The sequence below is a fragment of the Pseudomonas sp. S30 genome, from assembly GCF_016518545.1.
GTDB lineage: Bacteria > Pseudomonadota > Gammaproteobacteria > Pseudomonadales > Pseudomonadaceae > Aquipseudomonas.
In genome coordinates, this window is the sequence record NZ_JACVTO010000008.1 from 132,749 (window position 1) to 146,675 (window position 13,927).

Sequence of the window (13,927 nt, forward strand, 5' to 3'; positions counted from 1 at the left end):
ACTCAGAAGCAGTGATGGCAATCTAGCAGCATCCGGCTTTCATCACCAATGCGCCCGTGATAACTGGACCACAGTTTCGCGCAAATGTTTATCTCCAACCGCACTAGCCGACGAAGGGCAATCAGCGCGCCTTGGGCGTGGCCACGTTGTCGCGCAGATAAACCGGCTGCGCCTGGTCGGCGGCCATCGCCTCGCCCCGTGCCCAGCCATGGGCTGCCAGGCTGAGGATGTCCTGTGCATGAGGCAGGGCCTGGGGGTCGCTGCCCTGAACCTGTACGCCCAGGCGTTCGCCATAACCCCATCCGGTGCCTGCACCGAACCACGAGCCGCCCTCGGGCAAGGCCACGCGCTCGGGGGCGATCACCTGCTCGGGCAACAGCAGGCGCATTTCATCGCCTTGGGCCTGGTAACAGCCCCAATAGACTTCATCCATGCGTGCATCGATGGCCGCCGCCACCTGGCGCACACCGTGCTGACGCAACGCGCCCTGGGCCAAGGCGGCAAGATTCGATACAGGCAGCACGGGCCGGTCGAGCGCGAACGCCAGCCCCTGAACCACGCCGATGGCGATGCGCACGCCAGTGAAAGCGCCCGGCCCGCGGCCGAAAGCGATGGCATCCACCGCGCTCAGGGCCAGGCCAGCATCGGCGAGCAGCTGCTGGATCATCGGCAGCAGTTTCTGGGCGTGCTGACGCGGGATCACCTCGTAATGGCTGATCGTCTGGCCGTCGTGCAACAGGGCGACGGAGCAGGCTTCGGTGGCGGTATCGAGGGCCAGCAGGGTGGTCATCTGAGGTGTATCCAGGGGTCGGAATGGAAAAGGCCGGCAGTATAAACGACAACGGCCCGCAAGCGGGCCGTGGTGCACTGCAGGCGATGATCAGTTCAACGCGGCGAGCACCTTCTGGGTGATCGAGTCCACCGAGCCGACGCCTTCGATGTGCGCATAACGCGGCTTGCCATGGTTGGCTTTGGACAGCTGCTGGTAGAAGTCCACCAGCGGTTTGGTCTGGTTGTGATAGACCGCCAGACGATTACGCACGGTCTCTTCGCTGTCATCCTCGCGCTGGATCAACGCTTCACCGGTGACATCGTCCAGGCCCTCGACCTTGGGCGGGTTGTGCTGGATGTGGTAGGTGCGGCCCGAGGCCAGGTGCACACGGCGACCGGCTACGCGACTGACGATTTCCTCGTCGTCGACGGCGATTTCCACCACGGCATCGATTTCGACGCCTGCCGCGACCATGGCTTCGGCCTGCGGAATGGTGCGTGGGAAGCCGTCGAACAGGCAGCCGTTGGCGCAGTCGGGCTGGGCGATGCGCTCCTTGACCAAGCCAATGATCAATTCGTCGGAGACCAGATCGCCGCTGTCCATGACCACCTTCAGTTGCAGACCCAGCGGGGTGCCTGCCTTGACCGCGGCACGCAGCATGTCACCGGTGGAAATCTGCGGAATACCGAATTTCTCGGTGATGAACTTTGCCTGAGTACCTTTACCGGCCCCGGGAGCTCCCAGCAGGATTACGCGCATCTTGTGCTCCTCATAGTTTTTATAGCAAATCGGTGGATTCGGCAGTCAGGGCCGAATCCGGACAATCGGGAAGACCGGAAATTCGGTCGAAAGGCTGCTCAAGATACACAGCGCCCGGCAGCCAGACAAGCGTTGCAAAGTGGCACGAATGTCCGCTTCGTGCGCTGTTTCAGGGCAGGTTGCGCCCATCGCAACCTGCCCCGCTCCACCTGCTCGAAGCGATCGTGCAGTAACCTGTCGAACGGGGGCTCGATCACTCAACCGGTGTTGCGCAAACCCGCCGCGATACCTGCCACGGTCACCAGCAGGGCCTGCTCCAGCGGGCTGTCCAGCGCGGCTTCGCGCACCCGAGAGCGGGCCAGCAGCTCGGCCTGCAGCTGGTGCAAGGGGTCCAGGTAGGTATTGCGCAGGCTGATGAATTCCAGCGTCTCCGGGCTGTGCGCCAGTAGCACCGGCTGGCCGGTGAGGCTCAACACGATGTCGCACGACTGCGACAATAGGTCGCGCAGATGCGCCCCCAGTGCCAGCAGTTGCGGTTGCACCAGACGTTCGTCGTAGGCCTTGGCGATCTGCGCGTCGGCCTTGGCCAGGACCATCTCCAGCATGTCGATGCGCGTGCGGAAGAACGGCCACTGGGCGCGCATCTGCGCCAGCAACTCGCCTTGGCCGCGCGCCAGGGCGTTGCCCAGCGCCGTCTCCCAGCCCAGCCAGGCAGGCAGCATCAGGCGCGTCTGGGTCCAGCCGAAGATCCACGGAATCGCCCGCAGGCTTTCGATGCCGCCAGCACGGCGTTTGGCTGGGCGGCTGCCCAGCGGTAGACGACCCAGTTCCTGCTCAGGCGTGGATTGGCGGAAGTATTCGACGAAGTCAGGGTTCTCGCGCACCACCGCCCGATAGGCCTGCACGCCGTCGGCGGCCAGCTGGTCCATCACCTCGCGCCAAGCGGGCTCGGGCGGTGGCGGCGGCAGCAGCGTGGCTTCCAGCACCGCCGCCAGGTACAGGTTGAGGTTCTGCTCGGCGATGCCCGGCAGACCGAACTTGAAGCGGATCATCTCGCCCTGCTCGGTGGTACGAAACCGTCCGGCGACCGATCCTGGCGGCTGCGACAGGATGGCCGCATGGGCAGGACCGCCACCGCGCCCTACCGTGCCGCCCCGGCCATGGAACAGCAACAGCTCGACCTGATGCTCGCGGCAGATACGTACCAGGTTCTCCTGGGCGCGGTACTGCGCCCAGGCCGCCGCTGTGGTGCCGGCGTCCTTGGCCGAGTCCGAGTAGCCGATCATCACTTCCTGCGGGCCGTGCAGCCCGTCGCGGTAACCGGGCAATCCCAGCAGACGCTGCATCACCGGCCCCGCATTGTCCAGGTCGGCCAAGGTTTCGAACAACGGCACCACGCGCATCGGCCGGGTCAGCCCAGCCTCCTTGAGCAGCAGCTGCACCGCCAGCACATCGGAGGCCGCACCGGCCATTGAGATCACGTAGGAACCCAGCGAGGCCGCTGGCGCATTGGCGATCTCGCGACAGGTCGCCAGCACCTCGGCGGTGTCGGGCTCGGGCGCGAAGGAGCGAGGCAGCAAGGGGCGCCGATTGGCCAGCTCCGTCTGCAGGAAGTCGATGCGCCGTTCCTCGTCCCAGTCGGCATAGCGGCCCAATCCCAGGTACTCGGTGATCTCCGACAGCGCCTCGCGGTGACGGGCAGCGTCCTGTCGCACGTCCAGCCGCACCAGGAACAGGCCGAACGTCACCGCACGGCGCAGGCAGTCGAGCAGCGCGCCATCGGCGATCACGCCCATGCCACAGTCGTGCAGGGACTGATGGCAGCGCTCCAGGGGCTCGATCAGATCAGCGTTGTCCGCCAGTACCTGTGAACCGGCAGGCTGCGGCTCGCTCAACGACGCCTGGGCCCAGGCGCGGGTGGCGCGCAGACGCTCGCGCAACTGCTTGAGCGCGGCACGATAGGGCTCGGCGCTGTCTCCGACCTGAGCACGCAACGCCGAGCTGGCCTGCTGCATGGACAGCTCGGCGGCCAGCGCATCGATGTCGCGCAGGAACAGGTCCGCCGCCATCCAGCGCGCCAGCAGCAGCACTTCGCGGGTGACTGGCGCGGTGACATTGGGGTTGCCGTCGCGATCGCCGCCCATCCACGACGCGAAGCGTATCGGCGCCGCGTGCAGCGGCAGACGTTCGCCCGTCGCCTCGAACAGCGCCTGGTCGACCTTGCGCAGGTGGCTGGGGATCGCCTGCCACAAGGAATGCTCGATCACAGCGAAGCCCCATTTGGCCTCGTCCACCGGTGTTGGGCGAGTGCGGCGAATTTCCTCGGTGTGCCAGGCTTCAGCGATCAACCGGCGCAGCCGCTCGCGAATCTGCTGGCGCTCGTTCGGGGTCAGGTCGCGGTGGTCCTGGGCCGTGAGCTGGGCGGCGATGGCGTCGTACTTCTGGATCAAGGTTCGCCGTGCCACCTCGGTGGGATGAGCGGTGAGCACCAGCTCGATGTCCAGCTCGGCCAATTGCCGAGCCAGGGTCGGGCCGTGGTGGCCAACCCCACGCAACCGCGCGAGCAGCTCCGGCAGCGCACGATCCTCGAACGGCGCGGGCTGGTCGGCGCCACGCCGATGGATCAACTGGTACTGCTCGGCGATGTTGGCCAGGTTGAGAAACTGGTTGAACGCACGCGCGACCGGCAGCAATTCGTCGTCGGCCAGATCGTCGAGGGTCGAACTCAACCGCTCGCCGGCCCCACGGCGATCTGCCTTGGCGCTGTGACGAATGGCCTCGATCTTCTGCAGGAATCCGTCACCGTACTGCTGGCGGATGGTTTCACCCAGCAGTTCGCCGAGCAAGTGGACATCTTCACGCAAGCGCACATCGATATCGGTCATTAGCTTTCCTTGTCGCGTTGGCGCGCGGGAGCCCGCGCTGCTGCCCGGCTGTCACTTCAAGAGTGCCCACAGTGGCACGCCAAGACAAGTCGGTGCACACCAATGCAACTATTGAAGCGCAGCGTTGTTCTGAACACAGACACCGTACAGGTATGGACGATTCGTCCGTTTACACGGATGGATCTGGCTGACCGAACAGTCAGAAAAACTTGTATTGCCTAGCTAAGTTTTTTCTGAACTATTCCTCAACCGCTCCAGTCGGAGCCAATAGCCATCACGCAAAAACCCTGCGCCCATGGTGTTTGGTGCACCGGCCCACACCAAGGTGATGTCAGGGAGCGATGGACTGTCACGGACATCGTTATCAGGAGTGTTCCAATGGAGTTGACCACCATGAAGACCCGCACCGCAACCTTCCCGTCCAACTCACTGCGCGGGCTGAAACTGGCCGCACTGGCCCTGGGCAGCAGCCTGGTTCTGGCTGGCTGTGCCGGCAACCCGCCGACCGAGCAGTACGCCGTGACCCAGTCCGCTGTGAATTCCGCGGTCAGCGCCGGCGGTACCGAGTTCGCGGCAGTCGAGATGAAAGCTGCGCAGGACAAGTTCAAGCAGGCGGAAATCGCCATGCATGACAAGAAATACGAGCAAGCCAAGATCCTGGCCGAACAGGCCGAGTGGGATGCACGTGTCGCCGAGCGCAAGGCGCAGGCAGCCAAGGCCCAGAAAGCCGTCCAGGATGCTCGCCAGGGCGTCAAGGATGTCCGTGAGGAAGGTCTGCGCAGCGTCCAGTAAGACCTGCCTAGCCTGCCTACTGCCTTCGTTATCGATCAAAGGATGAACACCATGCGCAACTATGTAATGATCCCTGCCCTCCTGGCCCTGAGCGTCGGTCTGGCCGCGTGCTCCCATGACCCGAACGCCAACCTGGAGTCGGCCCGCTCCAACTTCTCTTCGCTGCAGAGCGATCCGCAGGCCAGCAAAGTCGCCGCCCTTGAGACCAAGGACGCCCAGGACTGGCTGAACAAGGCCGACAAGGCCTACATGGACCGTGACGACGAGAAGAAGGTCGACCAACTGGCCTACCTGACCAACCAGCGCGTCGAAGTGGCCAAACAGACCATCGCCCTGCGCACCGCTGAAGCCGACCTGAAAAACGCTGCTGCCCAGCGCGCCCAGGCCAAGCTGGACGCCCGCGACGCTCAGATCAAGGCGCTGCAGGACAAGCTGAACGCCAAGCAGACCGACCGTGGCACCCTGGTGACCTTCGGTGACGTGCTGTTCGACTTCAACAAGGCTGAGCTTAAGAGCAGCGCCTTGCCGAACATCACCACCCTGGCGACTTTCCTCCAGGAAAACCCGGAGCGTAAGGTGATCGTCGAAGGCTACACCGACAGCGTCGGCTCGCAGAGCTACAACCAGAGCCTGTCGGAGCGTCGCGCCAACAGCGTGCGCATGGCACTGGTACGCGCCGGCATCGAGCCTTCGCGCATCGTCGCCCAGGGTTATGGCAAGGAGTATCCGGTTGCGGACAACTCCAGCAACTCCGGCCGTGCACAGAACCGTCGTGTGGAAGTCACCATTTCCAACGACAACCAGCCTGTCGCACCGCGCTCGACCATTCGCTGATAGCGTCTGCTCGATGACCTGAAAGAACCCGCCCGATGGCGGGTTTTTTCATGCCTGCGATTCACTGGGCCTGCTGCGGCGTGCCCTGACCCATGCAACGAATCGCCCGCTTGCGGTTGTCCACCAGCACGCCGGTGAGCCCCTTCTGCTGGGTATCGAACAGCACCAGCACGCCATCGACGCACTGGGCCAACTGCGGCGAGGGCTCCAGTGACACCCTGTAGTCCTCGCCAGGCACCGTCTTGAGCATGGTGTAGTCCTGCAACAGCAGGGCGTCCTCAGGCTTGGCGAAGTGCAGGTAACCGTAGTACCACAAGGCCCCCACGGTGACGATGATGGTCCCTACGCCGGTCAGGATCAGTGGAATGGCGTTGCGTTCGTCACTCATCGCGGGGCGTTCTCGTCAGGGTAGTTCGGCACTTCCGCCAGTCGGCGCAAGCCGTTGAAGTGGCTGGGGTCGTCGAGAAAACGCAGCATCACCTGGCGCCATGTCGGATCGGCGAAGGTCTGCACGTGATCGCCCCGGGTAAGCTGCAACACCCGCGGCGGCGGTGCCTGCTGGTACAGGCGGATGCCGTTGGCCATGGGCACCAGGTTGTCGTCGATGCTGTGGAAGAACAGCTTCGGCGGCCCTTGCAACCGATCGATGGAGTTGATCGGGCTGTCATGGTCGGGCACCAGCCACGACAGCGGTACTTGCAGCGGCCAGGTCATCCACGAGGTGCTCAGGGCATAGCGTCCGACATCGCGGTAGCTGGCCGGCACGCCATCGAACACCAGCGCCTGGAAGCGCCGGCGTTGCTCGGGATGCTCAGCCAGGTAATGGATGGCCATGGCGCCGCCCAGGCTCTGGCCGAGCAGCACCAGCGGCTTGCCCTGCACGGGCGGGGCCTTGTCCAGCCAGTCCAGCGCCGCCTGGATGTCACCATAGACTTGCGGCAGGCTCGGCGATCCTTCGGACAGCCCGTAGCCACGATAGTCGAGCATCAGCACCTGATAGCCCTGCTCAGGCAGCCAGTAGCTGCCACCCAGGTGCCAGGCCAGATTGCCGCCATTGCCGTGCAGGTGCAGCACCGTTCCCTTGATCGGCACGCCCTGCTTGGCCGGCAACCACCAGGCATGCAGTCGAGTACCGTCCGCCGCCACCAGAGTGAGGTCGCGGTACTGCAGATGCGCCCGCTCGGGGGTCAGCGGCTGCCCGGGCTCGGGATAGAACAGCAGGCTGCTGCAGCCGGCCAGGCACACCAGGCCAGCGCCCAGCAGCAGTGACCGCAGGTGCTTAGAGAATGTTGGCGTAGTCGGCTTCAATGCGATCGAGGCTCAGGTGATTGAGGAAGTTGGAAAAGCACATCCAGGCCGACAAGGCATTGAGGTCGCGGAACTGCTCCGGCAGGTACTTCGGCGGCGCCACCAGGCCTTCCTCGACCAACTGGCGCAAGGTGCGCATGTCCTCCAGCGTGGTCTTGCCACAGAACAGCAGCGGGATCTGCTCCAGCTTGCCCTTTCTCACGGCCAACTGAATGTAGTTGTAAACCATGATGAAGCCCTTGAGGTAGGACAGGTCCTTGGTGAAAGGCAGGCCATTGGGCACCGAGCCGCGGAACACGCGGCTGGCGTTGCCATAGCTGTCCGCCATGTCGAAGCCCTGCTCGCGGAAGAACGCGTAGACCTGCATGAAGTCGGCGCCCTGCTCCACCATATGGATGGCGCGGGTGCGGTTGGTCAGCTTGCGCAGGCGACTAGGGTAGGAGGCGAAGGCGATCACCTCCATGAGGATGGCCAGCCCTTCCTGGGTCACGGTCGAGGACGGCGGACCCTTGGCGAGGAAGGTGCAGATCGGCTGGTTTTGGCCGTTGAGGGTGGTGCCCACGTGCACCAACCCTTCATGCACCTCCAGCGCCCGCACGTCACGGCTGTTGAACAGGGCATCGGCACGTACCTTGATGTAGTCGGCGCCGGCGGCCGCATCGGCGACGATGCCGTCGGACTCGAACACGCGAATGGTCTCTTCGGCCTCGCCGAACACCTTGTTCAGGCGCCGCTGGAGAATCTCCACCGCCTCCTTGGCCGTCAGGTTCTTCGGCTCATCCTTGAGGTCGCCACGCCCGTCGATGTTGTTGAGGTAGTCCGACAGCATCAGCCCCAGGTCGGCCAGGGTCGGGTCACCGGCGTGAAAGGCATCGGAAGCGGCGCCGTACAGTTCCTGGGAAATCAGGCCGAAGTCTTCGGTACCCCGCGCTTCGAGCATGCGCACCACCATGCGGTACTCCTTGCACATGCGCCGCATGATCTGCCCGACCGGGTTGAATTGGCCGAGCTGGCGGGTGATGTCGCGCTCGATGCCCTGGAATTCGGCCTTGACCGCGCTGGAGTCGAACGCCAGCGGGCGATTCTGATAATAGGCCCGGTCCACCGCCGGTGGCTCCGTGCCCTTGGCCTTGAGAAAGCCCTGACGGATGCCGTCGTCCCATTTCACCGCATCGAGCACGCGGATCGGCGTCTGCGCTGCCACGATACGATCGGACAAGGCGCGGATGGTCTGCTGGTATTCGTCCACCGGTCACTCCTGATGCTTGCAGGAATCGGTCAGCCCCTAGAAGGCTGGCGAGTCGATTGGATCACTTGCCCGTGCGCTGGAAGCGCGCAGCCTCGACGAACAGGTCGGAATTGGCCGGATCGTCCAGATACGCCAGGACGCGCTCGGCAGGGCTGTCGATCAGCACGCCGGCGCCGTTGTCTTCAGGCACCTGGACGGCATGCCCACTGAGCTCCTGCTTGGCCACGGCCTGCTGGACCTGCTCGATGTCCAGGGTGTAGACCACCAACTGCTGGCCGTCGATCAATTCGAAACCACCGATCAGGTAATGCCCCCCCAACTGCTTGGGCACGCCTGCCGACAGGTACCAGCGATTGCCGTGGCGCGAGACCGTGAAATCGTAGGCGCGCGCCGCCTGGCCCTGGGTTCGGGCCAGCGCCTTGTAGCCGCCCTGCGCCGTGCGGCTGATGGTCAGTTGCAGCGGTTGGCCCCAGGCATCCTTGCTGCTCCACTGCCCGAGCAGGGCCTTGGGCGCCGGCTGATGCACCGCCAAGGGACGGTCGAAGGTCACCAGACAGCCGCTCAGCAACAGGAACGACAGGGTCAGCAGCAGCACACGCCAGGGTTTCATCGGGTTCTCCTCGAGGACATCGGCTAGCCCTACACCGCCGCGAGCACCAGGTGCAGGTAGCGAGAAAGGATCGCGAGCGTCTGCTCTTGCGCCTGCGGATCACCCGCAGCGAGCAGGCCCTGATATTCCATCTGCTCGATGATGGCCGTCAACACCAGCGCATCCTGCCGTGGTTCCCTGGAGCCGACCACTTCGAGCATCTGCCAGGCACCGTGCAGCAGGATCTGCTCATGGGCATGCACCAGGTCGGCAAGACGCGGATTGAGCAAGGCTTCCTGGCGGAAGGCCTGTTCGGCCATGAGAAAATCGCGGCGGCCGTGCAGTTGGCGGATGACGTAGTCGGCGGTCATCCGCGCGACCTCGTCGGCCAGGCGCGCGCGCGACAAGGCGCTGCTGTCACCCTGGGCCAGCAGCGCGCGCAGCACGCCTTCGGTGTTGCTCCACAGCTTGGCCATGTACGCGGCACTGCGCTCAACGTACTGGGCGAAGGCATCGGCAAGCAAGTCCTCGATGTCCTTGAAGTAGTAGGTGGTAGCCGACAACGGCACCCCGGCCTCGGCCGCCACGGCGCGGTGGCGCACGCCGCGCACGCCGTCACGCACGACGATGCGCATGGCGGCGTCGAGGATCTGCTGGCGGCGTTGCTCGCTGCCCTGGCGACTGGCCTTGCGGCCCTGGTACTGGACACTCTGGGCGACCGCACTGGCCACGCCGGCGGCGCCTGGTTGGGAGGACACGTTGCAGACCTCGGCAGAAATAGAAAAGCGGCATGGCTGCCGCTCGAGCACAGATGCGGGCTCGCCGTGCTGAAACGACGTCACCCGCCATGGGCCATGGCGCAGCGGCGCTGGGCCGCTGCGACGGGTCAGGCCTGCGGACGCATGTGCGGGAACAGGATGACGTCGCGGATCGACGGCGAGTCGGTCAGCAGCATCACCAGGCGGTCGATGCCGATGCCTTCACCTGCCGTTGGCGGCATGCCGTACTCCAGCGCACGGACGAAATCTGCGTCGTAATGCATGGCTTCGTCGTCACCGGCGTCCTTCTCTGCCACCTGGGCCAGGAAACGTTCGGCCTGGTCCTCGGCGTCGTTGAGCTCGGAGTAGGCGTTGGCAATCTCGCGCCCGCCGATGAACAGCTCGAAGCGATCGGTGACCGCCGGGTTTTCATCGTTGCGCCGGGCCAGTGGCGAAACTTCGAAGGGATATTCGGTGATGAAGTGCGGTTGCTCCAGCTTGTGCTCGACCAGCTCCTCGAAGATCATCACCTGCAGCTTGCCCAGGCCCTCGTGACCCAGCACCTTGGCACCAGCACGCTTGGCGATGTCGCGGGCGCGGTCGACGTCCTGCAGGTCGGCAGCGCTCAGCTCGGGGTTGTACTTGAGGATCGAATCGAACACCGACAGGCGCACGAACGGCTCGCCGAAGTGGAACACCTTGTCGCCATAGGGCACGTCGGTGCTGCCCAGGACCAGTTGCGCCAGCTCGCGGAACAGTTCCTCGGTGAGGTCCATGTTGTCGCGGTAATCGGCGTAGGCCTGGTAGAACTCGAGCATGGTGAACTCGGGATTGTGCCGGGTCGAAACGCCTTCGTTACGGAAGTTGCGGTTGATCTCGAACACCTTCTCGAAACCGCCGACCACCAGGCGCTTGAGGTACAGCTCGGGCGCGATGCGCAGGAACATGGCCATGTCCAGGGCATTGTGGTGGGTCTCGAACGGCTTGGCCGCCGCGCCGCCAGGGATGGTCTGCAGCATCGGCGTCTCGACTTCCAGGAAGTCGCGCTCGGCAAGGAACTTGCGGATGTGGGAAATCACCTGGGAGCGCACGCGGAAGGTGTGGCGGGTCTCTTCGTTGACCATCAGGTCGACGTAGCGCTGGCGATAGCGCTGCTCGGTGTCGGTCAGGCCGTGGTGCTTGTCGGGCAGCGGACGCAGCGACTTGGTCAGCAGGCGTACGTCGGTCATTTCGACGTACAGGTCGCCCTTGCCCGAGCGGGCCAGGGTGCCTTCGGCGCTGATGATGTCGCCCAGGTCCCAGGTCTTGACCGCCGCCAGTGTTTCTTCGGGCAGGGTCTTGCGGTTGACGTAGACCTGAATGCGACCGGTCATGTCCTGGATGACCATGAACGAGCCACGGTTGAGCATGATCCGCCCGGCCACCTTGACCGGGATCGCGGCTGCTTCCAGGGCTTCCTTGGTCATGTCGACGTAGCGTTTCTGCAGGTCGTTGCAGTAGCTGTCGCGGCGGAAGTCGTTGGGGAAGGCGTTACCCTTTGCCCGCTCGGCGGCAAGCTTGTCCTTGCGCAGGGCGATCAGGGTGTTTTCTTCCTGTTGCAGGTCTTGCGATTCGGTCTTCAGGTCGCTCATGTCGTCATTGGTTCCATCAGGTATTCAGTGCCCCTTGGGGCAGGCCACGCGATGCCGGCAGGCTCGGCATCGCGGCGAGGGTGGGCGGATCAGAGGCCCTGCTTGAGGCTCGCTTCCAGGTACTGGTCGAGGTCGCCGTCCAGCACTTTCTGGCAGTCGCTGCGCTCCACGCCCGTACGCAGGTCCTTGATGCGCGAGTCGTCGAGCACGTACGAACGGATCTGGTGACCCCAGCCGATGTCCGACTTGCTGTCCTCGAGCGCCTGCGAGGCCGCGTTACGCTTCTGCATTTCCAGCTCGTACAACTTGGCCCGCAGCATCTTCATGGCGGTGTCCTTGTTGGCGTGCTGGGAGCGTTCGTTCTGGCACGCCACCACGGTGTTGGTCGGCACGTGGGTGATACGCACCGCCGAGTCGGTGGTGTTGACGTGCTGGCCGCCGGCGCCGGAGGAACGGTAGGTGTCGATGCGCAGGTCCGACGGGTTGATCTCGATTTCCACCTTGTCGTCGATCTCGGGCGAGACGAACACCGCCGAGAACGAGGTGTGACGGCGCGCGCCGGAGTCGAACGGGCTCTTGCGCACCAGGCGGTGCACGCCGATCTCGGTGCGCAGCCAGCCAAAGGCGTATTCACCCTTGATGTGCACGGTCGCGCCCTTGATCCCGGCGACCTCGCCCTCGGACAGCTCGATGATGGTGGCGTCGAAACCACGCTTGTCGGCCCAGCGCAGGTACATGCGCAGCAGGATGTTGGCCCAGTCCTGCGCTTCGGTGCCGCCGGAGCCGGCCTGGATGTCCAGGTAGGCGTTGTTCATGTCCATCTCGCCACTGAACATGCGTCGGAACTCGAGCTTGGCGAGGGATTCTTCCAGGCCTTCGAGTTCGCCGATGACATCGTCGACGGCGCCATCGTCACCTTCCTCGACGGCCATGTCGAGCAGGTCCTTGCAGTCGGCCAGGCCACCGGACAGCTTGTCCAGGGTCTCGACCACCTGGGCCAGCATGGCACGCTCGCGGCCCAGGGCCTGGGCATACTCGGGCTTGTTCCAGACGGCGGCGTCTTCCAGCTCGCGGTTGACTTCGATCAGACGATCAGCTTTGTGATCGTAGTCAAAGATACCCCCGAATGGACTGGGAGCGTTCGGTGAGGTCCTTGATGGTGTTGAGGATCGGTTGGATTTCCATGGGCGGGCAACTCTCGCGCGAATTCGGTGAAAAGCCCGCGAGTATAACCGACTCCGCCGCAGGGCGGCAGACCCGCCGGGCAGTGCTTGCAGGAAGGGTCGCACACGCCGAGGTCCGTTCGGCGCGTAAGGCGCGGTGCCGAGGGGCCTTTGGCTCAGGCGATACCCACCTGGTTGCGACCGCCGTTCTTGGCCAGGTACAGGCCCTTGTCCGCCGCCGAGATCAGCTGCCGGCAGTGGCTGCCGATCGCCGGCGTCTGAGTGGCCAGGCCGATACTCACGGTCAGGCTGGCATCGGCTTGCGGCATGCTGTGGGGAATGTTCAGCGCCAGCACGGTCTGGCGCAGTTTCTCGGCGATCAGGCGCGCGCCGCCCGGGGAGGTGTTGGGCAGCACCAGGGCGAATTCCTCGCCGCCGTAACGCGCCGGCAGGTCGCTGGGCCGCGAGCAGGAGCCGCGGATCGCCTCGGCCACCTGGCGCAGGGCCTCGTCGCCGGCCAGGTGGCCGAAACTGTCGTTGTAGGCCTTGAAGTAGTCGACGTCGATCATCAGCAAGGACAACAGCTGCTGCTCACGCATGGCCCGGCGCCACTCCAGCTCCAGGTACTCGTCGAAATGGCGGCGGTTGGACAACCCGGTCAGGCCGTCGGAGTTCATCAGCCGCTGCAGCATCAGGTTGGTGTCGAGCAGTTGCTGCTGGCTGACGCGCAGGGCTCGGTAGGCTTCGTCGCGCTGCAACAGTGTGAGGTAGGAGCGCGAGTGGTAGCGGATGCGCGCCACCAGCTCGATGGTGTCCGGCAGCTTGACCAGGTAATCGTTGGCCCCGGCGGCGAACGCCGCGCTCTTGACCAAGGGGTCCTCCTTGGTCGAGAGCACGATGATCGGGATGTCCTGGGTCGCCGGGTTGTTGCGGTATTCGCGTACCAGGGTCAGGCCATCCAGGCCAGGCATGATCAGGTCCTGCAGGATCACCGTGGGCTTGATGCGCATCGCCTGCGCCACGGCCTGGTGCGGATCGGCGCAGAAATGGAAGTCGATATTGTCTTCCTGGGACAACCCACGCCGCACGGCCTCGCCGATCATCGCCTGGTCGTCGACCAGCAGCACCATGGCCGCGCCTTCGTTGATCGTCGTGAAACCTTCGATCGGTAGATCACTCATCTGTAT

Annotated in this window: 13 protein-coding genes; 2 read left to right on the plus strand and 11 right to left on the minus strand. The window is 64.5% G+C overall.

The window, feature by feature from the left end; all coding sequences use genetic code 11:
• Nucleotides 1–121 precede the first annotated feature (121 nt).
• The 3 genes from tsaB to ppc form a co-directional block, all read right to left on the minus strand.
• Nucleotides 122–790 carry a tRNA (adenosine(37)-N6)-threonylcarbamoyltransferase complex dimerization subunit type 1 TsaB gene (gene tsaB, locus IAE34_RS11420; RefSeq protein WP_200139061.1) on the minus strand — a complete coding sequence of 223 codons (669 nt, stop codon included), beginning with the start codon at nucleotides 788–790 and terminating at the stop codon, nucleotides 122–124.
• Between the two features lie 90 nt (nucleotides 791–880).
• Nucleotides 881–1,531: an adenylate kinase gene (gene adk / locus IAE34_RS11425; RefSeq protein WP_200139062.1), complete on the minus strand. Its 651-nt coding sequence runs from the start codon at nucleotides 1,529–1,531 to the stop codon at nucleotides 881–883.
• A gap of 257 nt (nucleotides 1,532–1,788) precedes the next feature.
• Nucleotides 1,789–4,416, minus strand: coding sequence for a phosphoenolpyruvate carboxylase (ppc, locus tag IAE34_RS11430; protein ID WP_200139063.1), 2,628 nt, complete (start codon nucleotides 4,414–4,416; stop codon nucleotides 1,789–1,791).
• Nucleotides 4,417–4,794: 378 nt separating this feature from the next.
• Between ppc and IAE34_RS11435 the strand changes: the two genes are divergently transcribed.
• Both IAE34_RS11435 and IAE34_RS11440 read left to right on the plus strand, forming a co-directional pair.
• Nucleotides 4,795–5,208 (plus strand): DUF4398 domain-containing protein, encoded by a 414-nt coding sequence (locus IAE34_RS11435; protein WP_200139064.1) that lies wholly within the window; start codon nucleotides 4,795–4,797, stop codon nucleotides 5,206–5,208.
• 51 nt (nucleotides 5,209–5,259) lie between these two features.
• Nucleotides 5,260–6,042, plus strand: a complete 783-nt coding sequence (locus tag IAE34_RS11440; protein ID WP_200139065.1) for an OmpA family protein — start codon at nucleotides 5,260–5,262, stop codon at nucleotides 6,040–6,042.
• Between the two features lie 61 nt (nucleotides 6,043–6,103).
• Here the strand turns inward: IAE34_RS11440 and IAE34_RS11445 are convergent, their stop codons facing one another.
• The 8 genes from IAE34_RS11445 to IAE34_RS11480 form a co-directional block, all read right to left on the minus strand.
• Nucleotides 6,104–6,430, minus strand: a complete 327-nt coding sequence (locus IAE34_RS11445) for a hypothetical protein (protein ID WP_200139066.1) — start codon at nucleotides 6,428–6,430, stop codon at nucleotides 6,104–6,106.
• A complete protein-coding gene (locus IAE34_RS11450) occupies nucleotides 6,427–7,350 on the minus strand; it encodes an alpha/beta hydrolase (RefSeq protein ID WP_200139067.1) in 924 nt (307 codons plus the stop codon). The genes IAE34_RS11445 and IAE34_RS11450 overlap by 4 nt, the downstream gene beginning before the upstream one ends.
• Entirely contained in the window at nucleotides 7,322–8,599 is a 1,278-nt protein-coding gene (locus IAE34_RS11455; RefSeq protein ID WP_200139068.1) for a flavohemoglobin expression-modulating QEGLA motif protein, read from the minus strand. Before IAE34_RS11455 ends, IAE34_RS11450 begins: the two co-directional genes overlap by 29 nt.
• Nucleotides 8,600–8,660: 61 nt before the next feature.
• Complete coding sequence (locus tag IAE34_RS11460) at nucleotides 8,661–9,209, minus strand: hypothetical protein (RefSeq protein WP_200139069.1); 549 nt, start codon at nucleotides 9,207–9,209, stop codon at nucleotides 8,661–8,663.
• Nucleotides 9,210–9,238: 29 nt separating this feature from the next.
• Nucleotides 9,239–9,946 carry a TetR/AcrR family transcriptional regulator gene (locus IAE34_RS11465; protein ID WP_200139070.1) on the minus strand — a complete coding sequence of 236 codons (708 nt, stop codon included), beginning with the start codon at nucleotides 9,944–9,946 and terminating at the stop codon, nucleotides 9,239–9,241.
• 128 nt (nucleotides 9,947–10,074) lie between these two features.
• Entirely contained in the window at nucleotides 10,075–11,577 is a 1,503-nt protein-coding gene (lysS, locus tag IAE34_RS11470; RefSeq protein WP_200139071.1) for a lysine--tRNA ligase, read from the minus strand.
• Between the two features lie 89 nt (nucleotides 11,578–11,666).
• A protein-coding gene (gene prfB / locus IAE34_RS11475) for a peptide chain release factor 2 (RefSeq protein ID WP_200139072.1) occupies nucleotides 11,667–12,762 on the minus strand; the annotation gives its coding sequence in 2 pieces (ribosomal slippage) (nucleotides 11,667–12,689 and nucleotides 12,691–12,762; 1,095 coding nt in all).
• Nucleotides 12,763–12,916: 154 nt separating this feature from the next.
• A complete protein-coding gene (locus IAE34_RS11480; protein ID WP_200139073.1) occupies nucleotides 12,917–13,921 on the minus strand; it encodes a response regulator in 1,005 nt (334 codons plus the stop codon).
• Between the last annotated feature and the right edge of the window lie 6 nt (nucleotides 13,922–13,927).

What these genes read in the sequence shown, in the direction of transcription:
- tsaB (WP_200139061.1), bottom strand. Translation starts at nt 790, where the DNA reads ATGACCACCCTGCTGGCCCTCGATACCGCCACCGAAGCCTGCTCCGTC.
- adk (WP_200139062.1), bottom strand. Translation starts at nt 1,531, where the DNA reads ATGCGCGTAATCCTGCTGGGAGCTCCCGGGGCCGGTAAAGGTACTCAG.
- ppc (WP_200139063.1), bottom strand. Translation starts at nt 4,416, where the DNA reads ATGACCGATATCGATGTGCGCTTGCGTGAAGATGTCCACTTGCTCGGC.
- IAE34_RS11435 (WP_200139064.1), top strand. Translation starts at nt 4,795, where the DNA reads ATGGAGTTGACCACCATGAAGACCCGCACCGCAACCTTCCCGTCCAAC.
- IAE34_RS11440 (WP_200139065.1), top strand. Translation starts at nt 5,260, where the DNA reads ATGCGCAACTATGTAATGATCCCTGCCCTCCTGGCCCTGAGCGTCGGT.
- IAE34_RS11445 (WP_200139066.1), bottom strand. Translation starts at nt 6,430, where the DNA reads ATGAGTGACGAACGCAACGCCATTCCACTGATCCTGACCGGCGTAGGG.
- IAE34_RS11460 (WP_200139069.1), bottom strand. Translation starts at nt 9,209, where the DNA reads ATGAAACCCTGGCGTGTGCTGCTGCTGACCCTGTCGTTCCTGTTGCTG.
- lysS (WP_200139071.1), bottom strand. Translation starts at nt 11,577, where the DNA reads ATGAGCGACCTGAAGACCGAATCGCAAGACCTGCAACAGGAAGAAAAC.
- IAE34_RS11480 (WP_200139073.1), bottom strand. Translation starts at nt 13,921, where the DNA reads ATGAGTGATCTACCGATCGAAGGTTTCACGACGATCAACGAAGGCGCG.